Consider the following 19,852-nt stretch of genomic DNA (forward strand, 5'->3'; position numbering starts at 1 on the left):
ATGTACCCGAAAGGAAGGATGATCGCGTTGAATCATAAGCCAAACAAGCCCCACCCTGAGGTGATAGGCCAGAATGTTGCTGAATTACAAGAACAGCTGGACACCTATATTACCGATCCACCCTTTCGCGATCGCCTGAAGCAATCGTTAAAGCAGCTGGCAGACGTGAAATTTGCGCTCGATGAATCTTCCATCGTTGCAGTCACCGACCATCGTGGAACGATTCAATATGTGAATGATAATTTTTGTGAGATCTCGAAATTTGACCGCGATGAACTGATCGGTCAGGACCATCGGATTATCAATTCCAGCTTTCACAGCAAAGAATTCATGACCGATTTGTGGAGAACCATCTCCTCTGGACAGGTATGGCGGGGAGACATTAAGAACAAAACGAAGGACGGCATGTACTATTGGGTAAATACCACCATCGTGCCTTTCCAGGATGACAACGGGCGTCCTTATCAATATCTTGCAATTCGCAATGAAGTCACCCAGCTCAAGAAGGTAGAGGAAGAATTGAAGCTTATGATGGGTCATGTTATGCAGGTACAGGAAGACGAGCGCCGAAAATTTTCACGGGAGCTGCATGACGGGATCGGACAAAGCCTCTTTTCCCTGCTCATTCAAATTGACCGTTTAATCGGGGATACCGGTATGCAGCAGCTAAGCGGCCTGCGAAGCAGCGTAGCCGGAATTATTGAGGACGTGCGCGGATTGGCCTGGGAATTGCGCCCCTCGGTCCTGGACGATCTTGGGGTCGTTCCGGCCATTCGTTCCTATATTGAGAGCTACTCCAATCATTACGGCATCAAGGTTTATTTTGACTGCAATCTCCGCAAGCGGTTGGAGGCCAACAAAGAGACGACCATTTACCGGATCATTCAAGAGGCTTTAACCAATCTCGCAAAATACGCGGAGGTTTCGGAGGCACGGGTGAAGTTTCATGAGTTCGATGATTATATTGAAGTCCGTGTAGAAGATCAAGGAATAGGCTTTACCCGGGAAACCGATGCCAAGGGTGTGGGACTTTTCAGTATGGAAGAGAGAGCCCGCTCCGTGCATGGTCAGATTACCATCCTATCCAAGCCCGGAGAAGGAACTAAGGTCACTTTAATCGTTCCAAAATAACATCGTATGGGAAATAAAGTGATTATTTAGAATATTCTTGTCCTAATAGAGATTCATGATCGATATCCTGCTGTTGAATTTTCCTAATTAAGGTGGAATGATCCAACTCCAACAATTGCGCGGTTTGACGAATCGACTTGCTTTTTTTCAACGCTTGTATGATGAGATTTTTTTCAAATTCCATCCTCGCTTGGCGCAGGGGAACTATCGTATCCCTATACTGCTGCGATGCGGGGGTTGTTTCCAAAAAATCGGGCAAGTCATCTACCGTAATTTCTTTACTTTTGGATAACACGATCATGCGTTCTATGATATTTTTTAACTGCCTTACATTACCAGGCCAATGATATCCCATCAAACGGTTCAATACAACGGGACTCATCTCGATATCCCGATCATACATTTGATTGAATTCATTCAAAAAGTGCGCCGTTAATATAGGAACATCTTCCTTGCGTTTTCTGAGCGGAGGTATGGTAAATGGGATGACATTAATGCGGTAATACAGATCCTCTCGAAACGTACCTTCTGCCACCATCTTTTCCAAGGATCGGTTGGTGGCGGCAATCACCCGCACATCCACAGGTATAGGCTTACCGGAGCCGATGCGCTGGACTTCTTTTTCCTGCAATACTCTAAGTAATTTTGACTGCATGGCAAACGGAAGCTCTCCGATTTCGTCCAGAAAAATCGTCCCTTTATGAGCCATTTCAAACAATCCGGCTTTCCCTGTCGATTGCGCACCTGTAAAAGCGCCTTTTTCATACCCAAAAAGCTCCGATTCAATGAGATTTTCAGGAATCGCTGAACAATTTACGGTCATATAGGGTTGTTTGACTCGCAAACTCATTTGGTGAATCCATTTGGCCAACACTTCCTTGCCTACTCCGGATTCTCCTAGAATAAGCACCGTAGACGATGTGGCTGCCACATGCTTGGCCGATTCAAACAACCGGATCATATTCGGGTCACGCACAATGGGGCCATTGTCGATCTGTTGAAATTTTAATAATTCCGTCTCATAGTGTTTAATTAATGCGCTTTTCTGTTCAATTTCTTGCTGGAGTTCGGTAAGGTTCGTGATATCCCGAACACTGCATACGATCCTCCATAATTTCCCTTGATCATTTAATACCGGAACCCCCGTTACAAGTAAACGCTTTCCATTCACTTTATTGATGATCGTTACGGTTTGTAAGGTTTCCATGACGCCGGGAATGGCAGATTGTGACAGCACTCCTGCTTCAACCAATTCCTGAGCGCGTTTACCGATAACATCTTCTGCGTGGATTCCGGTTAATTTCTCATAGGCCTTATTCACCAACACAGTTCGGCCTTCGCCATCAGCAACCCAAATTCCATCAAATAATGAGTTCACAATGGTGTGCCATTCACTCTCTCTTGCAGAGGGAAGGCTTGACGCGTCCAACTCCATGCTCGTCAACCTCCAATTCCGGGAATTACATTCATATGATGAAAACAAAGACATCCATAATTATAATGGAAAGGAAGACAAAAGGGTATCCCTCAGGCGGGACCTGGAAATCTGACGGAACCAAAAACAGGGGCAATTTTGTCATGAGGACAAAGAAAAAAATCGGTGACCAAGATCACCGTTAGGTTCTGTTCTTATTATATTCCTTTTGCTCTATTAACCGCTTAAGATCGCATTGAGGTTCCCGTCCGGGTCTTTGAAAAACATTTTGTTCCTCCCTTCCAAGTCACTTAATTCTAATAACGTGATATCCTCTCGTATCAACAGCCATTTAATTTGCTCATATCGAGCGGGATCTACTTCAAATAAGATATGTGGATCACTCAAAGAAATCGCAAGCTGATTTTGTTTCTCTTTTTTTATCGTCCTGGGAATAATATCAAGGATCATTCCGCCAATGTTATATCTTATTAATTCTGAACTGGAGGAAATCTCCTTCAAACCCAAAGTCTCTCCATAAAATCTGATGGACTCTTTGAAGTTAGAGCTCGATACGACAAATCGAATACCCAGAACATGCTCAATTGGATTTGGTATTCCCACCTAACCGTACCCCTCTCCTGTCAATTAATGAAAGCATTTATCGAGATTTAGAAAAGAAGCGACCCACCACTTTGAGCCGCTTTTGAACGATCCTAAAATCATTTTCGTGACCGATTACAACCTCAGCAGACGTGCCGCATTTTCTCCTACAATCTTACGTTTTTGACTGTCGCTGAGACCCGCAGTGTTCATCACAAAACCATACGGATCCTCTTCGCCCATATCAAAAGGAAAATCCGTGCCAAGGACGATCTGATCCTCACCCTGCACATCGACCAAAAATTTCAGCATTTCCGGGCGGAACACGATGGAATCAAAGATTAATTTTTTAATGTCCTGAACGGGATTCTGTTCAAGATGAACACGCGATTCCTGGCGCACACGATGGCCGTGCTCCAATCTTCCCATCTGATAAGGGATAAAGCCTCCGCCGTGGGCGAAATAAAGCTTAAGATTAGGACATTTTTGCAGCAGTCCTCCCAAAATAATATGGGAAATGGCCACAGAAGTGTCTATCGGATTACCCAACAGATTGGTGAGATAGTACTTTTCAAGCCCCGCTTTATTGCCGATGTAATAAGGATGAAAAAACACCAGCATACCCAGTTCTTCCGCCTTTTCAAAAAAAGGCATAAATGACGGATCGTCGAATTGGCGTCCTTCCACGTGGGAGCCGACTTCTACCGCCCGCAGTCCCAGTTCGTCATGGCAGCGCTGCAGCTCTTTAACCGAAGCCTCCACATCCTGCAGCGGTACAATGGCCATTCCGGCAAAACGACCCGGATTCGCTCTGACAAACTCCGAAACACTATCATTATATACCCGGCACACCTCAGAGGCGGTTTCAACGTCAGTCCAATAGTAAAACAAAGTAGGCGGTGCAGACAGCACCGACAGTTCCAGGCGTTTGGCATCCAAGTCTGCGATTTTTGTGCGGACGTCATAAAAACTGTCAAACAAAGGATAGGCAAACCCCTCTTGATGAACAAAGAACTCCCTGCCCTCTCTTTGTTCTACCTTGATCCGGAAACGCGTCGGATCTGTTTTCACTTTTTGAATAAAAGCCTCCGGAATATAGTGACTATGAATATCGATTTTCATTGTTTTTTCTCCTCTCGTCTAGTTCTTTCGTTATATTGCTTAGTTTAATCGTTTGGATTCATCACTTTCTGAATACCAGTCCGCAGTCTTGCCTGTAGTGTTCACAATCACACTTCGCACTGCCGTATGATCATAGTAAGCCTGAATCGCCGATTCCCGCCCATAGCCGCTATCCTTAAAGCCTCCCCAAGGAGAAGCAGGATCAATGCGATGATGATCATTAATCCACACCATACCAAACAACATTTGACTGGATACCCGATGCGCACGCTCCACATCCTTGGTCCACACGGAAGCCCCCAAGCCAAAGCGGGTGTCGTTGGCGATACGAACGGCATCTTCTTCATCGTCAAACGGGATCACCACCGTTACAGGTCCAAACACTTCCTCCTGGGCGATAGCAGCACGGTGATCTTCCGTAAATAAGACCGTGGGTTCGATATAATACCCCTCTGCCGGTGCATCTTTGGGGATCGACCCGCCGGTGACGATGGCTGCCCCTTCTTTTACCGCGTTATCGAGCATCGTGAGAATACGATCGCGGGATTTACTTGAGATAACCGGTCCAAGCTGTGTGGCAGGATCGGAAGGATCTCCATAACGGATTTTCGATGCTTTTTCTGCAAATCGCTTCAAAAACTCCTCGCACATCGATCGTTGCACGAGAATACGAGAGCCGCAAACGCAGGTCTGTCCCGCTCCGATGAAAGCGGCAAATGCCGCACCATTCACGGCACGCTCCATGTCCATATCGTCAAATAGGATGACCGCGCCTTTGCCTCCTAATTCCAAAGTGGATGTGGCAAAATGGCTGGCCGCCGCCTGCCCGATCGACCTCCCGACCTCTGTCCCGCCGGTAAACACCACCTTCTTGATATCGGGATGAGCCGCAAGAGGTGCCCCCACATCTAATCCCAAGCCGTTGACGAGATTGATCACCCCTTTAGGGATACCGGCTTGCTCGGCAATCTCGACCAGCCGAACCGTCGTGAAGGGAGTCAGCTCCGAAGGTTTAATGACGACACTATTACCTGATGCGAGAGCCGGTGCCAGACATTTGGTTAAGATCAAGAGCGGATGATTAAAGGAAGTGAGGATCGCCACAACCCCAAGCGGCACCCGCTGCGTATAATTGATGTAAGGGCCTTCCACTGGAATATTGTCCGTGCACAAGGTCATAGCCAGGGATGCATTATACCGGAAAAACTGGGGCAGTCGTTTCAATTGCGCCCGCGTCTCCTGAATCGGTCTGCCATTATTGAGCGTTTCCAAGGGAAACAGTTCTTCAAGTCTTTCCTCCAACAAATCGGCTATACGATTCAGTACCCGAGCTCTCGCCGAATGCGGCGCCCTGCTCCATCCCCCTTGCTCGAAGGCTGCCTTTGCTGCTGCTACGGCACGGTTCACATCCCGCGCATCGCCTTTGGCGACATGACCGATGACCTGACCATTCGAGGGACTAACCACCCCCAGCGTATCTCCGCTCTCCGATTTACAAAAGTGCCCATCAATAAACAAATCTGCTGTTAATAACGTTTTGGCTTGTGACATCACCAGCACCGCCTTCTTTATAATTCTTTTCGCATGGAAGAAGAAACAATCCCCAGCTCTTCACGATACTTTGCAACGGTTCTGCGGGAAATATCGATTCCCTGTTGATTCAACATCCGGGTCATCGCTTGATCCGACAACGGCTTTCTTTTGTCTTCCTGTTGAATGAGCTGTTTTATTTTCGATTTTACGCTTTCTGATGAAACGCTGCCTTCTCCGCCAGACGCTAATCCTGTACTGAAAAAATATTTTAATTCAAACACCCCCCTGGGCGTCTGAATATATTTTCTCGTTGTAGCCCGACTGATGGTAGACTCATGCATCTCTAATTGCTGTGCAATTTGCTTTAAGGTAAGCGGGCGAATATGTTCTACACCATCATCGAGAAAGCTGCGCTGACTGTCCATGATGGCGCTGGAAACGCGATAAAGCGTCTGACTTCTCTGCTTTAAGCTGCGAACCAGCCATTTGACCTCGTTATACTTTTCGTGAAAAATCTGCTTATCCTTAAGCTGCTTCATCGACTGCCGTGAGAGCTGTTCATAACAAGCATGCATCGTTACTTTAGGCAACGCATGGTCATTTACGGATACGACATATTCTGAGCCCAATTTCTCCACCTTCACATCAGGAACAATGTATTGAGGCGCTTCCTGATGAAATACCGTCCCGGGTTTCGGGTTCAGGGAACGAATCAGATCCAGCATGCTTTTGAGCTCTTGCACATCCGTATGAAGCGAACTGGCCACCTTTTGATAACGATGACAGGCCAAATCATCTAAATGATGCTCGATGATTTGATAGGCCAGAGGGTTCAATATACCTGATCGGCTTAATTGCAGCACTAAGCACTCTTGCAAATTTCTGGCCCCTATTCCAGCAGGCTCAAGCTGCTGAACAATGTGCAGCGCATGCTCAATCTCTTCGGCACGCAGGTTAAGGCCATGCGCAGCTTCCTCTATAGAAATATCCAAATATCCCTTGTCATCCAGATTGCCGATTAAATAACGGGCGATTTCTCTCTCTTTCATGGACAGTCCGGGAATGTATCCCAGCTGCTGGTTTAATTCATTTTCCATCGTGAACCGCTCGGCATCCGAAATGCTCTCCATCCAAGAAGACGTTTCCAAGTAGGATTTCGGCTCGGAACGGATGTAATCTGTATCACCATCTAGCGACGGTCGTTCGGGAGTAACAGCTGCTGCAGAACCGATTCCTCTGCAAGCCTGTTCGTCGATCTCAATAAAAGGGTTATCATTGGCTTGCTGCTGTAAATACTCGATGAGCTCATGAGCTGAATACTGAAGAATATTAACCGATGCCCTAAGCTCCTGAGTGAAAACCAGCTTCTGTGCGGTGGCTTGCGTCAGTCCTATTTTCATTTCCATTCACCTCACTGGCTGCATTACGAATGCTAAAGCACTTAGACACTGCTTCTAAAAATTAAGAATAATGAACCGCTCATCAGCAATAAGGCAAGAAGTCTTTGCCAATCAAAAGCAATTCGCGGTACACCGAAAAAGCCAAAATGGTCAATAATCATACTGATGACAATTTGTCCGCTAATCATAGCCAACAGCATCGATGCCGCTCCGATTCGGGGAACGCTGATGATCGTTGTAAAAATGACCGCTGCTCCCATGAATCCTCCGACCAGCTGCCACTTGGGAACTGTAACGACCTGGAGGATATTGCCCTTGCCAAAAAACAAAACAATGATCGCCAAAATTAACGTACCCACTGCAAAATTGACAAAAGCGCCTTCCAACGTACCAATTTTTTTACCCAGAGCACTATTGATGGAAGCCTGGGCTCCCCATATAGCCCCTCCAACAATCGTTAGCAGGAAAAACCAAAATTGCGTCATCCGTTTGGCCTCCATTTACTCTCTGCAACTGAACTTCTATCCCCCGCTACCCCATAATACTTGGAAGCCAAGTCGATAAGGACGGAAACATAAAGAGGATCACTACGAGCAAGCCCATCATAAGCACAAATGGAAAAGCCCCTCTAAAAATGTCCCATATACTCACCCGATTAGAGAGGGCCGAGCTCATGGAGTAGACGACCAAACCAAATGGGGGTGTTAACAGTCCCATCTCCACCACAACAATAGCGATAACACCAAAAGCGATTAAGTCATATCCGATCGACTCAACAAAAGGCAGCATTAAAGGCATCGTAATCAATAAGATAGAAGTAGAGTCAATAAACATCCCTAAAATCAGGATGATGAGCATGAAAATAACTAACAGCAAGGTCGGTGCTACAGAGAGTTCATTGACAAAGTTATCAATCGTGTTAATAATACCGGTCATAGACAGCATACGTGAGTACATCTGTGCCGCAATCAGCAGCAATAGTACACTCGCGGAGGTATACCCGGTTTCGATGAGCGTATTCCAAAATACACGCAGGTTCATCTTTCTTCTGACAATCACGAGCAGCAAGGCACCAAAAGCACCTACGCCGCCGGCTTCCGTCGGTGTAAAAAAGCCGGTATAAATTCCTCCGAGAGCTACTACAACTAATACAATAACACTCCACGGTTTAACAATGGTTTTGATATCTTCTTTATCCAGCTTCTTCTTTTCAATTTCCCCTCCGCCAACGAGCTGCGGCTTTAATTTAGCCATTAAGTAAATGCCCGCGCAATAGAGCAAAGCCAGAAGGAGACCGGGAATGATTCCCGCGATAAACAGCTTCCCTACAGACACTTTAGACAACATGCCATATACGATAAACAACAAACTTGGGGGAATGAGCATGCCAAGCACGGAGCTTCCCGCAATCGCTCCAAGAGCCAGCTTTTTATCATATTTCAATTTCAACATGGGATCGTAAGCCAGTTTGCTAAATACGGCCGCAGAAGCAACACTCACGCCGGTAACCGTAGAAAACACAGCATTGGAGCCTACCGTCGCCATACCCAATCCTCCGCGCACCCTTCTTAAAAGAACGTGAAAGCTATTAAAAATTTCCGAGCTTACTCCGGACATATTAGCCAGAAGACCCATGAGAACAAACAGAGGGATAACGGCGTAGACATCGGAACGGATTCCATGGAACGCTGTCGAGCTAAGAATATGGACACTGGCAACAAAATCACCTATGGTTAACCATATCCCAATCACACTCGAAATCGAAAGGGCCACCGCTACATGAACACCTAATAGAACGAATACCATTAATAAAACGATCATAAGTAGACCCATTAAGATGACATCCATGGTTACCCCGCCTCCACTGCTGTACTGTCCGATATGCGTTCAGTCATTGTTTCATTGCGTTTAGTAATATCATCATAAATAGAAACTGCGAATTGCAGGACCATAAACAGACTGCCTAGTAAAATAAGCAAGTACGCGGGAAACGTAGGGATTCGCAAAGAACCCTCACCTTCATAAGCACCACTGGCTAATGCTTCCCATGCAGGCGACCATGTGGAATAAATAAGCAGGCAGAACAGTACGAAACCAATGAGATTGGAGAATATTTTAAGAATTAACTGCCCTTTTGGCGGGAGAATATCAACTAACACATTCGTCTGAATATGCCGTCCGTTCTTAAGAACATGGGCCAATTGCAAGAAGGTAATCCCAACGATCATATTTCTCAATAATTCAGGTGTCCCCGTAAAGGGTTGATTGAATAAATTACGTCCCAGAACATCGATCATGATAATTACCATTAAGAAAACAATTCCCGCTGCGCCGATAAAACTCATGGTAGACACCGTACCATCATATATTTTTCGGATTTTTGATCGTCTTTCCATCGTATGCCTCCCTAGCCTGCGTTTGATTCGAAAGCTTTGACGAAGCATGGCCATCCATACTCCGTCAAAGACCCTATTCTATGAATTACTTGATCGTGTATGGTGCCGGGAATTGATAGCCCGCATCGATTTGCGCCTGGATATAATCCTTAACGATTTGTGTACCCGGAAGGCCGGCTTGATTCATTCTTTGAGCATATTGATTAGGGATATCCCCTACCATTTGCGTCCACTTCGCCCTTTCTTCCTCAGACAATGTGGAGATAATGGCTCCTTCTTCTTTCATTTTCTCCAAGCTTTCTTTGGTTACCTTATTATTTTCTTCCACCAGCTTTTCAGAATAATCGCTCGCTACGTCTTGCATTACTTTTTGAACTTCTTCAGGCAGCTTGGACCACGAGTTTTGATTCACCGTAAGCGCGCCTATGATAGCGCTGCCAAATCCAGCCTGGGTATAATACTTCGCCTGCTCATGCAGTTTATATCCATACGTGGAGCTTGCATAGATGATGTAGCCTTCGAACACACCCGTTTGCAGCTGTTGATAGACTTGAGGGAGACTGCTTTGTACAGGTACAACGCCAACGGGCTCAATCCATTTTAAATTTGATCCAATGGCCCCGATCTTCTTCCCTTTGAGCTCATCGATATTAGTTATCGGGACTTTGGAAATCAAATCATATGATTCGGTAACACCAAAAGCGAGAACCTTTTGATTGGCTTTTTCATATTCCTGTCCTAATTCAGGGTATTTATCAAAAATGGCATGTACAGCTTTATTTACAACCGCAGGATCCGGACTGGAGAACGGTACATTGTAACCCATATTACTGATCATCAATGCAGACGGTTCCAGCGGTGAAACTACAAAGGCCATGTCGAGCAGCCCGGATTGAACCGCTTCCAATTCTTCTCCTGGTGCGGCAACGGTGCCTCCGTACGTTTCCGTCCACTGAATTTCGTAATTCGTATTTTGCAGAGCCTTACTCACCTCAGGCACGAAATATTCCTTAACGACCTTAGTCCAAGGAACCCCCTCGGCCGTGTACCCCGAACCGATCCGCATCTTGATCGTTTGTTTGCCTTCGCCTGACCCATTCTCACCGGAACCGCTTGCACTACCACATGCAGTAAAAAGAGCGCTAACCAAAATCAAACATAATGACATCAATACCATGCTCTTCAATGAAATCTTTCTTTTCATTGCCATCCTCCTCATTATAATGATTGTTCAGTCATCTTACTTTCATGAATGGCTCTCCATCTGTCCGCAACCTTTTGGTAACGCTTTCACCCCCTGGTGTTTTCCCCTTAATTTTCTCTTCATTATTCCTTGTGACTGAAGCATTGCACTGCTTCTTCAAAGGTTGCTTATCATACAATCTTTAAAGAGCAATTTTCATGCCAGCTTCACTTTTTTACAATCATTATTTTAAAAAAAGCCTCGCTTATTCTCTTTATAGCTTACATTTGTCGTTCTGAACTGTAAGTTAATTTAAAGCCTGCTCTGAAACCAATTATGATATTGGTGTTTTTTTGCAATTATGGTTCGAAAAAACACCAGCATTTGCTGCCTAAGCATCCTTTGTCCGGAAATTTCCATTCTTGGGGGCCGCCTTTGATCCATAATTCTACATGAATATCAAAATCTCAACAAGAGTTTATTTAAATCAACAATGGATCATGAGGTGTGATAATGCATTCATTTCCCTCCACAAATGGTGCAAATTTCAACCAGTTGGTTCATTAATGCACCATAAAGAGATTGAATAACCGTGAATGATGCTCCCAATGGATCACCCTGCTCATCAAATGCGAGAAAATACGTTGTTGTGGCTTGAATTTATCGATTGTTTGGTGTTTCGAGTGAAGTTGGCATGAAAAATGCTATGAATGTAATTGTCACTTAAAATTTGAGGAGGATGGTCATGCAATTAACACATAGCAGAGAAGCTCAACATATTCTTGGTGTGGTCAAACAATTAGCTAAAGAAAACTTTGCCGCCCGTGCAAGCCAATACGACCTTGAAAGTCGTTTTCCTTATGAGAACTACCAAGATTTACGGGAAAACGGGATTCTCTCCCTGGTAGTCCCCGAAGAGTACGGGGGGCTTGGAGCCAACTCCCGGTTAATGGGTGAGGTTCTTAAAGAATTGGCGAAAGCTTGTGGCTCTACCGCAAATACATTTAATATGCATTGTACGGTCATCAATATCTTGAAAGAAATGGCAAGTGAGGAACAAAAGCAGCGATTGTTCAGGGAAGTGGTTGAGCACGGGAAATTGTTCGCTTCCGTGACCAGTGAACCTACCAGCAGTTTAAGAGGAAATTTCAAGCCAAGCACCATCGCCCGCAAGGTGGATGGCGGTTACGTGGTATCCGGTGTAAAGCATTTTGCCTCATTAAGCTCTGCTGCCGATTACTTTAACACGCTATGTCTGATCGAAGGGTCTGCTTCTGTCGAGGATGGACTCATCATGCTCACGATTCCTAGTCACATTCCGGGGGTTACGATTGAAGAAACCTGGAATGCCATGGGAATGCGGGGAACGGCCAGTAATACGATTCATTTTCAGGAATGTTTTGTTGAAGATTGTAATGCCATCGGGGAGCCCGGGGATGCCGTTCGTAAAAATGTGAGCGACGGTTATGCTTTTGGCTTCGCAGCCGTCGGTATTGGCCTGGCGGAAGCTGCTTTGGACTTCACCGTCAGCTATGCGCAAAACACCACATTTAAACCGGAGATTCATCCGATCAGCCACTATCCTACCATTCAGCATCGGGTAGCCGAAATGGCTGTAGAAATTGAAGCGGCTAAACATCTGCTCTATCAAGCTGCGGACGCTCGCGATTTTGGGAGCGCGGAAGATCGGGTTCTACCTGTCACGATTGCCAAATATGTTGGAACTGAGGTTTCGATTAAAGTTACCGATTTAGCGATTCGCGTTTGCGGAGGCAGGGCCTATATGAAAAAATTCCCTTTAGAAAGAATTCACCGCGATGCCCGGGCCGGAATGGTCATGCCGCCTAATAACGACAAGTGCTTGGAAATCATCGGGAAAGCAAGCTTAGGTCTTGATGTGAACGCCGGTTGGTTAGAGAAAAAATCATAACAGGAAAGGAGTGGTTTCTTGAAAACGGATACAAATGCTTTGTCTCCAGCGGTAATCGATCAGCTGCAAGGAGAAAAATTGATGTTCGCGGTCACCGCCAATGAAGATAATGAAATCTATTCAACGGCGATCTCCTGGTTAGCGGCGGTGAACGACCATCTGATTCGCTTTGCTATTTCACCCAAGTCACCCTTAATTCGCAACATAAGTCAACGTCCAAAGATGCAAATCTTATTTGCCATACCGGAGCACACGCTGGCCATAACGGGAACAGCCCGCGTTCAGTCCGATCCTATTCCCGACATGCCGTTTCCGATGCTTTGCGTAGAACTCGCCATTAATAGAGTGGATGACATTATGTTCTACGGGGGAGTGGTTACCTCCGAGCCTAAGTACATGAAAACGTATGCTGCCGATTTGTCTAAAAAATTAGACACGGCTATCTATACCGCTTTACGAAAACCGGAATAAAACGAAAAAGGAGCGATGAATCATGAAATTGTCTCGAATCGATCATGTAGCTTTCTCCGTAAAAGATGTGGCTCGATCCAAGGACTTTTACAGCAGAATTATGGGCTTGCCGGAAATTCCAAGACCCAATTTCAGCTTTCCCGGCGTATGGTATAAATTAGGCGATATCATGATCCATATCATTCAAATGCCTGATCAACCCGAGCAGGCCGATCGAGCACAGCTGTCTGCACAGGATGCTCACGTCGCATTTTTTGTTGAAAATGTAGATGATCTCAACGAAATCATCCGAAAAGTGGAATCCGAAAATATTCCGTGGTATGAGCTGGAGAATGCCCCCAGCGGTTTGCGCCAAGTCTTCTTTAAAGACCCCGATGGTCATATGGTTGAAATCGTAACGCCCAACCCTGAAAGCCCTTACTATGAATCGGTCTATTTGAAATATTATGTATAAGGGACTTCTGTAACAGCAGAATACAGAAAACGTCTGGCGATCTTATGGTTCGCCAGACGTTTTTTTTAGCATGGGATTACCAGACAGCCACTTCGCCATCGGTTCTCGGTTCAGTCGCTCCGGATAACACGCCGGTTTCAGGATCACGCCATATGATTTGACCGCGGCCAAATCCGTCTTCGTTTAATGCAACCTTGATCTGATGACCTTTCCGTACTAAAGCTCTGGCTATTTCGCTGGAGAAGCCCGCCTCGACCTCAACCGTTCGATCACCGGTCCACAGCCAGCGCGGCGCGTCCAAGGCAGCCTGGGGATTTAAATGGAAATCGATCGTATTCATGATGACCTGAACATGCCCCTGCGGCTGCATAAATGCTCCCATGACGCCAAAGGGCCCCACGGGCTGATCTCCTTTGGTCAGAAAGCCCGGAATAATCGTATGATACGTTTTCTTGCCTGGCTTTAACGCATTGGCATGATTAGGGTTCAGCGAAAAGTTATGTCCGCGGTTTTGCAAGGAAATGCCTGTGCCCGGGATGACGATGCCCGACCCGAACCCCATATAGTTGCTTTGGATGAACGAGACCATATTCCCTTCCCCATCCGCCGTGGCCAGATAGACGGTTCCTCCCTTTGGCGGATGACCCGGCTCGGGAGTAAGAGCTTCTCCGCCAATCAAGGCGCGGCGTTCTTCTGCGTACCGGTCGCTTAACAGCCCAACTACCGAGACCGCCATCTCCGAAGGCTGAGTGATATATTTCAACCCGTCTGCAAAAGCGAGCTTCATGGCTTCGATTTGCTTATGATAGGTTTCCACGCTCTCCTTCTCCGAGAACTCAAACCCCTTCAGGATATTCAAAGCATGGAGCGCCACCAAGCCTTGACCATTAGGCGGAATTTCCCACACATCATAGCCGCGGTAATGGATCTTAATCGGATGAACCCATTCAGGGGAATAGGCCGCTAAGTCCTCCTTCCGCAGAAAGCCGCCGTGCTTTTGGAAAAAGGTGTCGATCCGGTCGGCGAGCTCCCCGCGGTAGAAGGCTTCGCCATTCGTCTCTGCAATCAACCGCAGTGCAGCCGCATGCCCGGGTGAGCGCCAGATTTCCCCCGCCTTCGGCGCTCTGCCTGCCGGAGCAAAGGTATCATACCAATGCTGAAATTCCGGCCCTTTGAATTCTTCTGTATACGACTCATAATATTGCTGCCAACACTTTGCCAGCGTCGGGGAAACCGGGTAACCGCTTTCAGCATATTCAATCGCCGGCACCAATACCTGTGTTAACGGCAGTTTACCGAATTTCCTGGAGAGCTCAGCCCAGGCGGCAGGTGCACCAGGTACCGTAACAGGGATCATACCGCGCTTGGGCAATTCCTGGTCATAACCCGCAGCTTTTACCGCTTCAATCGATAGCTTTTGCGGTGCCGGACCACTGGCGTTGAGACCATGCAGCTTTCCATCAACCCAGACTAGAGCAAAGGCATCCGACCCGATTCCGTTCGCTGTCGGCTCGACGACCGTTAAGCAGGCTGCCGTTGCAATGGCCGCATCAATGGCATTCCCGCCTTCTTTTAAGATTTGTAAGCCGGCCTGCGCTGCCAGCGGCTGAGATGTGGCCACCATCCCTTTTCGTCCATAAACCACATTGCGCCGCGAAGGATACGGATAATAGTGAGCATCGTTGGTTACATTCATCATTTTCCTCCACTATATTAATAATTGACGTGCTTATTATTTCATGATAGCAATGATTAATAGTAAAAAAAAGCCAAAATTTAATGTAAACTTTTGAAGCTTATGCTTTAAAAACATAAAAAGCACCCGTCAGGTGCTTCTACATGAAATGAAATTATTTCATTCCCATTTGCTTAAAAAGATTCATGAGATCATTGGAGACTAAAGCTAATACTTGCTTTGCAACCGCCTCATTATTTGCTGAAATAGCGTTAGCTATTGCGACTCTTGCTTTCTCATCTTCAATCCCCTGAATCAAAATCGACTCCAATTCGGATGGATCCAGACCTAATTTAATCATTTCATTACCCCTCCCCTTGTTCTTCTCCTATCTTACACTAGTCAAAGAACAATTTCCAAACGACTTTAGTCATTTTTCTTCTTTTCTGAAAGAATAGGAGGAGTTCAGATCAGGTTTCCCCGTAAACTTAAACTCGCCAGTTATCCCTTGAAAGAAAATGCCGGAAGTCCTTTGACATGAGTAGTAACGCTAAAAATTCCCCCAGCCAACGGCTGTTTAACTAATTCTTGATCATCGATTCCGATGCGTGCCGTCGTAATGTACAGGACATCCAGATCTTTACCTCCGAAAGCGCATGACGTGACTTGAGAGGCTGGAACTGCGATTTCGGATAGCTGCTCCCCCTCATCCGGATTCCAGCGCGTAACCCGATATCCGCCCCAATGGGCGATCCAAAGCATGCCTTCCGAATCCATAGTCATCCCGTCGGGCAGTGCATGATCCCCGGTCAAATCAATGATCACTCTTAGATTGCTCAGCTCTCCTGATCTCATGTCGTAATCAAAGGCAACCACCTGTTTTGTCGGCGAATCGATGTAATACATTTTACGGTAATCGAGGCTCCAGACAATACCATTGGAGATACCGATTCCACTCAGCATCTTCCTAACGCTAAGATCCGTATCCAAATAATATAAGGCGCCCGACCGCTCTGCTTCGTTCAAGTTCATGGTTCCGGCCCAGAATCTGCCCGCGGGATCGCACTTGCCGTCATTAAATCGATTCTCCGGCTGATTTTGTTCGGGATCAATGATAGGGGTTAGTACTTCCGTTTCCAAATCCAGCGTGTAAAACCCATTCTGCAGGGCCAGCATCACACCGCCCGCTTCTCTGGGCACGACGGTCCCCACGAATTGCCCGATGGGGATTGAACGATCTGACTTGCGTTGCGGGTCGAAGATATGCAATGCTTTTCCTGTAACATCCACCCAGTAAAGCACCTGCATTTTAGCGTCCCATATCGCGCCTTCACCAAGACCGGCCTTAGCATCCAATACTAGTTTACATTCCACCATTATGGTCCCTCCCCATACAATGTGCCCTCTTAACATCGGTATGAGATCGCTGCTCAATCCATCGAAATATGCGCTTCCTTCTTACGATTTCAGCCGTATTTCTTCCAACAGATTGGTCAGTTCTATCCATATTTCTTCATCAATGGGGGTAACCGCAGCTTTCCAGCACCCTTCCACCTCTTCGGCGGAAGAAGCTCCAATCAACGTGGCGGCTAATCTGCGCTGCCGCAGACTGAATTGCAAGGCGAGTCCGAGAATAGAAACATCTCTCTGCTTGCACCAATCGTACAGCCGAAGCGCCGCAGCCACCTCATCCTTTGGCGGGGTCCACCGGGATGTACCGATACTAAGCGGATCGCGACCCGATAGCAATCCCATGGCCAGCGCAGCTCCACCCACGACGCTGACCGCGCGGGATTCCGCATCATCGCATACCCCTTCCAGTACACTTTGCCGCAGCAGGGTATAATCATTGACAGTCAGAGCCATATCAAGCATTCCCGTATCGATCGCGCGCCGAATCAAATAATGATTCTGCACGCCGATACCGATCGCTTTAATGATCCCTTGCCTCTTCAAGTCAATTAACGCTTCCAAAGCCCCATCAGGTCCCAATGCTTGATCCAGATGGTATGGCAATGGATCGTGGATCAAACCTATGTCCACATCATCCAAGCCAAGCGTCCGCAAGCTGTTATCGATACTCCAACGGACAGCGTCCGCAGAATAATCTTGATACCGGTCCCGGTGAGTGCCCACTTTGGTGGAGAGATAATAACTTTGCCGCGGAACGCCGCGTAAAGCTAAACCCATTCGTCTTTCCGAATCCAAGTAATACGGGGAGGTATCCAACCAGTTCATGCCCAGCTCCAACGCTTTCTCGACAGCGGCAACTCCGGCGGTCTCGGAAACTTCACCGAAGATCCCTCCAAGCCCTGCGCCCCCCATGCTCAATGCGGTAACTGCCATATCCGTTCGTCCGATCCGGCGTTTATCCAAGGGATGAGCAATTTCCATTTTTCTTCCCCCTTACCCGCTTCTATAGCCATTTATCGAAGAAATCAAAAGCTTTCCGGCCGCTGAATTCATGCGCCCCTTCGAAAATATCGAACACCAGACGTTCTTCCGCGCAGGCGCCGCGGTAAATTTGACGAAGCCGTTCATGTGCTTCTATGGAAGCTTCGATTGGAAACCCGTCATCATAAACGCCATTCTCAATAAGCAGCGGTCTCGGTGCGATCAAACCGGGCAAATGGCGATATATCCCCTTTGAGCGAATTGGACCGCATAGTCGTAATTGTAGAGTAGAATGATATCCCGGTGCTCCTGTGTACTACGGACACCGACGACGGAATCCTTGCCGAACGGTCCGTGACCGTGAAGGCAAAGGATTGTTCGATACCGCCTATCTGGATCTAGATCGGCTCGCTTTACTACAACAGCGGGAATCGAGGCCATGCTTTCCGAATTGAATACGATTTTTTCTTTAATCAATCCCGCTTCCTCGATTTCCCATATCGTTTCCGCTTCCAGCCCTACCGCTTGAGGGAAACTGCCCAGCAATTCATAAACTTTGGCTCGCAATAATGCCTGCCACTCCGAAATATCCCCACCTCGATAAGCAAGCAAGGGATCGTTTTTTTTGCCGCACTCGATAAAATAATCCAGCAGGGAATAATCTCGGCCGGCCATGTTCATTTGGGCTCCTTTCCATGGTTAACTGGCAAACAAAAGCTCTGGATTATCGAACAATTCTTTCAAAACCAGGGCGCCCGAGCCGATCAGATTGGCTTTCGATCCCAGTTTGGAGAACATGACGCGCACCCTTTTCTTTGGTACCGGCAGCGCTCTCCGCTGAATGTGCTTTTCGATTTCGCTGATCAGGCGTTTGCCCAAGTTGCTCATTTCGCCATGGATAATGATCAACTCCGGATTCATCGAATTGACAAGATTGACGATGCCGACTCCAAGATATTTGCCCAAGCCTCGATGGCCATTTTGTACACGACGGTATCTTCTTGACGGATCGCCTCAACGATCAGTTCGATGGTCAATTCATTCTGCTTTTCCATCATGTCTTTCAGTTTTAGCGTACGGGGCAAATGTTCATGAATTCTCGAAATGAGGGAATTCGAGGAAGCGTACATCTCCCAACAGCCGAAATTTCCGCACTGGCACTTCAATCCATCCATTTGAATGGTCGTATGCCCAATTTCTCCAAAGCTGTCGTCTTTGCCCCTCATAATTCGGTTGTCAATTATCATCCCCGCCCCGATACCAACGTCCGTCATGAGGCTGATAAAGGTATCCACGTCTTTGCCTTCCCCAAACATCTTTTCGGCCAGCACCTGGTTGCGGCATTCGTTATCCACCCAAACCGGCAGATGAAACGCGGAAGACAAGCTCTCTCCCAGTGTAAAGCCGTTGATAAGCTCGAAGTTGGTTGACGCCAGAATCGTTCCGGTCCTCGTCTCGACAAGTCCCGGGCACCCTACCCCGATTCCTTTTACAGGAATGCTTAATTCGTTCGCTTTTAGTATTAAAGTGCCCGCCGCATCCTTCATTTTGGCAAGAATCGTTTGCTGCGTATCCTTCGTCGTGAGTGATACGCGCAGCTCATACAGAAGGTTGGCCGAAAGATCCAAGAGCGCCGCTCTTAGGGTAGTCACGTTAAAATGCAGGGCAAGGATGCCTCCACCCTTGGCATGAAAGTCGATTAATTTGGGACGCTTTCCTCCCTGGTCTGTTGAACTGCCCATGCCGCTTATTTTGACATATCGTTCCATAATCAATTCTTCCACCAAAGCGGAAACCGTAGCCGTGCCAGCTCGGGGGCAAACGTAATACCGCTCAAAAATTCAATCATAGTTTTCTCAATTTTATAAATATTCTGTTATTAATAATTTTTACTTAATCTTGCCATTGTTCGAATTACATCAAGCAGTAGACTCCGACTTCTGCTGGTAAGTCTAATTCTCTCTTTTTATTGCTTCTGCCCTCAGTAATGCCGACTTGTTAGTATTTCATGAAATTTATCTATTTTAATTACATCAAAGTTAAAACGCTTATAAATACAATATATAGATTTTATATGAATCATAGTTTTTACCTATAAATAAGTTGAATATCAATTTTAAGTACCTAATCCTTAGCGATTTACTTG

The 19,852-nt window shown here is 46.7% G+C and carries 21 protein-coding genes; 4 read left to right on the plus strand and 17 right to left on the minus strand.

What is annotated here, in order from left to right:
* Positions 1 to 27: 27 nt before the first annotated feature.
* The gene (locus JOE45_RS13725; RefSeq protein WP_245246966.1) at positions 28 to 1,131 is read left to right on the plus strand and encodes a PAS domain-containing sensor histidine kinase; all 1,104 of its coding nucleotides are present in this window, start codon (positions 28 to 30) and stop codon (positions 1,129 to 1,131) included.
* 22 nt (positions 1,132 to 1,153) lie between these two features.
* Here the strand turns inward: JOE45_RS13725 and JOE45_RS13730 are convergent, their stop codons facing one another.
* The 9 genes from JOE45_RS13730 to JOE45_RS13770 form a co-directional block, all read right to left on the minus strand.
* Positions 1,154 to 2,566, minus strand: a complete 1,413-nt coding sequence (locus JOE45_RS13730) for a sigma-54 interaction domain-containing protein (RefSeq protein WP_210019677.1) — start codon at positions 2,564 to 2,566, stop codon at positions 1,154 to 1,156.
* 216 nt (positions 2,567 to 2,782) lie between these two features.
* The gene (locus JOE45_RS13735; RefSeq protein ID WP_210019676.1) at positions 2,783 to 3,169 is read right to left on the minus strand and encodes a VOC family protein; all 387 of its coding nucleotides are present in this window, start codon (positions 3,167 to 3,169) and stop codon (positions 2,783 to 2,785) included.
* A gap of 114 nt (positions 3,170 to 3,283) precedes the next feature.
* Positions 3,284 to 4,270: an amidohydrolase family protein gene (locus JOE45_RS13740; protein WP_210019675.1), complete on the minus strand. Its 987-nt coding sequence runs from the start codon at positions 4,268 to 4,270 to the stop codon at positions 3,284 to 3,286.
* Between the two features lie 39 nt (positions 4,271 to 4,309).
* Complete coding sequence (locus JOE45_RS13745) at positions 4,310 to 5,821, minus strand: aldehyde dehydrogenase family protein (RefSeq protein ID WP_210019674.1); 1,512 nt, start codon at positions 5,819 to 5,821, stop codon at positions 4,310 to 4,312.
* A gap of 17 nt (positions 5,822 to 5,838) precedes the next feature.
* The gene (gene rpoN / locus JOE45_RS13750; protein WP_210019673.1) at positions 5,839 to 7,203 is read right to left on the minus strand and encodes an RNA polymerase factor sigma-54; all 1,365 of its coding nucleotides are present in this window, start codon (positions 7,201 to 7,203) and stop codon (positions 5,839 to 5,841) included.
* Positions 7,204 to 7,244: 41 nt separating this feature from the next.
* Positions 7,245 to 7,688: a DMT family transporter gene (locus tag JOE45_RS13755; protein ID WP_210019672.1), complete on the minus strand. Its 444-nt coding sequence runs from the start codon at positions 7,686 to 7,688 to the stop codon at positions 7,245 to 7,247.
* 46 nt (positions 7,689 to 7,734) lie between these two features.
* Positions 7,735 to 9,051, minus strand: coding sequence for a TRAP transporter large permease (locus JOE45_RS13760; RefSeq protein WP_210019671.1), 1,317 nt, complete (start codon positions 9,049 to 9,051; stop codon positions 7,735 to 7,737).
* 2 nt (positions 9,052 to 9,053) lie between these two features.
* A complete protein-coding gene (locus tag JOE45_RS13765) occupies positions 9,054 to 9,599 on the minus strand; it encodes a TRAP transporter small permease (RefSeq protein ID WP_210019670.1) in 546 nt (181 codons plus the stop codon).
* An 85-nt stretch (positions 9,600 to 9,684) separates the two neighbouring features.
* Positions 9,685 to 10,803: a C4-dicarboxylate TRAP transporter substrate-binding protein gene (locus tag JOE45_RS13770; protein ID WP_210019669.1), complete on the minus strand. Its 1,119-nt coding sequence runs from the start codon at positions 10,801 to 10,803 to the stop codon at positions 9,685 to 9,687.
* 724 nt (positions 10,804 to 11,527) lie between these two features.
* Between JOE45_RS13770 and JOE45_RS13775 the strand changes: the two genes are divergently transcribed.
* The 3 genes from JOE45_RS13775 to JOE45_RS13785 are packed head-to-tail and all read left to right on the plus strand — an operon-like array spanning position 11,528 to position 13,637.
* Positions 11,528 to 12,712, plus strand: a complete 1,185-nt coding sequence (locus tag JOE45_RS13775; RefSeq protein ID WP_210019668.1) for an acyl-CoA dehydrogenase family protein — start codon at positions 11,528 to 11,530, stop codon at positions 12,710 to 12,712.
* 18 nt (positions 12,713 to 12,730) lie between these two features.
* On the plus strand, positions 12,731 to 13,183 hold the full coding sequence (locus JOE45_RS13780) for a pyridoxamine 5'-phosphate oxidase family protein (RefSeq protein WP_210019667.1): 453 nt from the start codon (positions 12,731 to 12,733) through the stop codon (positions 13,181 to 13,183).
* Positions 13,184 to 13,205: 22 nt separating this feature from the next.
* Positions 13,206 to 13,637, plus strand: a complete 432-nt coding sequence (locus JOE45_RS13785; protein WP_210019666.1) for a VOC family protein — start codon at positions 13,206 to 13,208, stop codon at positions 13,635 to 13,637.
* 76 nt (positions 13,638 to 13,713) lie between these two features.
* Here JOE45_RS13785 and JOE45_RS13790 read toward each other — a convergent pair whose 3' ends face one another.
* The 8 genes from JOE45_RS13790 to JOE45_RS13825 all read right to left on the minus strand — a co-directional run bounded on the left by JOE45_RS13790 (position 13,714) and on the right by JOE45_RS13825 (position 19,475).
* Entirely contained in the window at positions 13,714 to 15,333 is a 1,620-nt protein-coding gene (locus tag JOE45_RS13790; RefSeq protein ID WP_210019665.1) for a gamma-glutamyltransferase family protein, read from the minus strand.
* Positions 15,334 to 15,487: 154 nt separating this feature from the next.
* Entirely contained in the window at positions 15,488 to 15,673 is a 186-nt protein-coding gene (locus JOE45_RS13795) for a hypothetical protein (protein ID WP_210019664.1), read from the minus strand.
* Between the two features lie 140 nt (positions 15,674 to 15,813).
* Positions 15,814 to 16,689, minus strand: a complete 876-nt coding sequence (locus JOE45_RS13800) for an SMP-30/gluconolactonase/LRE family protein (protein WP_210019663.1) — start codon at positions 16,687 to 16,689, stop codon at positions 15,814 to 15,816.
* Between the two features lie 81 nt (positions 16,690 to 16,770).
* A complete protein-coding gene (locus tag JOE45_RS13805; protein ID WP_210019662.1) occupies positions 16,771 to 17,706 on the minus strand; it encodes an aldo/keto reductase in 936 nt (311 codons plus the stop codon).
* A gap of 22 nt (positions 17,707 to 17,728) precedes the next feature.
* A complete protein-coding gene (locus JOE45_RS13810; RefSeq protein ID WP_210019661.1) occupies positions 17,729 to 17,941 on the minus strand; it encodes a hypothetical protein in 213 nt (70 codons plus the stop codon).
* Complete coding sequence (locus JOE45_RS13815) at positions 17,929 to 18,381, minus strand: hypothetical protein (RefSeq protein WP_210019660.1); 453 nt, start codon at positions 18,379 to 18,381, stop codon at positions 17,929 to 17,931. Before JOE45_RS13815 ends, JOE45_RS13810 begins: the two co-directional genes overlap by 13 nt.
* A 24-nt stretch (positions 18,382 to 18,405) precedes the next feature.
* Positions 18,406 to 18,672 carry an ROK family protein gene (locus tag JOE45_RS23870; RefSeq protein ID WP_210019659.1) on the minus strand — a complete coding sequence of 89 codons (267 nt, stop codon included), beginning with the start codon at positions 18,670 to 18,672 and terminating at the stop codon, positions 18,406 to 18,408.
* Complete coding sequence (locus JOE45_RS13825; protein WP_210019658.1) at positions 18,624 to 19,475, minus strand: ROK family protein; 852 nt, start codon at positions 19,473 to 19,475, stop codon at positions 18,624 to 18,626. Before JOE45_RS13825 ends, JOE45_RS23870 begins: the two co-directional genes overlap by 49 nt.
* Between the last annotated feature and the right edge of the window lie 377 nt (positions 19,476 to 19,852).

Source organism: Paenibacillus sp. PvR098 (assembly GCF_017833255.1).
In the GTDB taxonomy this organism is placed as follows: domain Bacteria; phylum Bacillota; class Bacilli; order Paenibacillales; family NBRC-103111; genus Paenibacillus_G.

Coding starts and splice junctions, on each gene's coding strand:
- JOE45_RS13805 (WP_210019662.1), bottom strand. CDS start 17,706: ATGGAAATTGCTCATCCCTTGGATAAACGCCGGATCGGACGAACGGAT.
- rpoN (WP_210019673.1), bottom strand. CDS start 7,203: ATGAAAATAGGACTGACGCAAGCCACCGCACAGAAGCTGGTTTTCACT.
- JOE45_RS13745 (WP_210019674.1), bottom strand. CDS start 5,821: ATGTCACAAGCCAAAACGTTATTAACAGCAGATTTGTTTATTGATGGG.
- JOE45_RS13730 (WP_210019677.1), bottom strand. CDS start 2,566: ATGGAGTTGGACGCGTCAAGCCTTCCCTCTGCAAGAGAGAGTGAATGG.
- JOE45_RS13770 (WP_210019669.1), bottom strand. CDS start 10,803: ATGAAAAGAAAGATTTCATTGAAGAGCATGGTATTGATGTCATTATGT.
- JOE45_RS13755 (WP_210019672.1), bottom strand. CDS start 7,688: ATGACGCAATTTTGGTTTTTCCTGCTAACGATTGTTGGAGGGGCTATA.
- JOE45_RS13765 (WP_210019670.1), bottom strand. CDS start 9,599: ATGGAAAGACGATCAAAAATCCGAAAAATATATGATGGTACGGTGTCT.
- JOE45_RS13790 (WP_210019665.1), bottom strand. CDS start 15,333: ATGAATGTAACCAACGATGCTCACTATTATCCGTATCCTTCGCGGCGC.
- JOE45_RS13815 (WP_210019660.1), bottom strand. CDS start 18,381: ATGGCCGGCCGAGATTATTCCCTGCTGGATTATTTTATCGAGTGCGGC.
- JOE45_RS13760 (WP_210019671.1), bottom strand. CDS start 9,051: ATGGATGTCATCTTAATGGGTCTACTTATGATCGTTTTATTAATGGTA.
- JOE45_RS13740 (WP_210019675.1), bottom strand. CDS start 4,270: ATGAAAATCGATATTCATAGTCACTATATTCCGGAGGCTTTTATTCAA.
- JOE45_RS13800 (WP_210019663.1), bottom strand. CDS start 16,689: ATGGTGGAATGTAAACTAGTATTGGATGCTAAGGCCGGTCTTGGTGAA.
- JOE45_RS13785 (WP_210019666.1), top strand. CDS start 13,206: ATGAAATTGTCTCGAATCGATCATGTAGCTTTCTCCGTAAAAGATGTG.
- JOE45_RS13795 (WP_210019664.1), bottom strand. CDS start 15,673: ATGATTAAATTAGGTCTGGATCCATCCGAATTGGAGTCGATTTTGATT.
- JOE45_RS13825 (WP_210019658.1), bottom strand. CDS start 19,475: ATGGAACGATATGTCAAAATAAGCGGCATGGGCAGTTCAACAGACCAG.
- JOE45_RS13775 (WP_210019668.1), top strand. CDS start 11,528: ATGCAATTAACACATAGCAGAGAAGCTCAACATATTCTTGGTGTGGTC.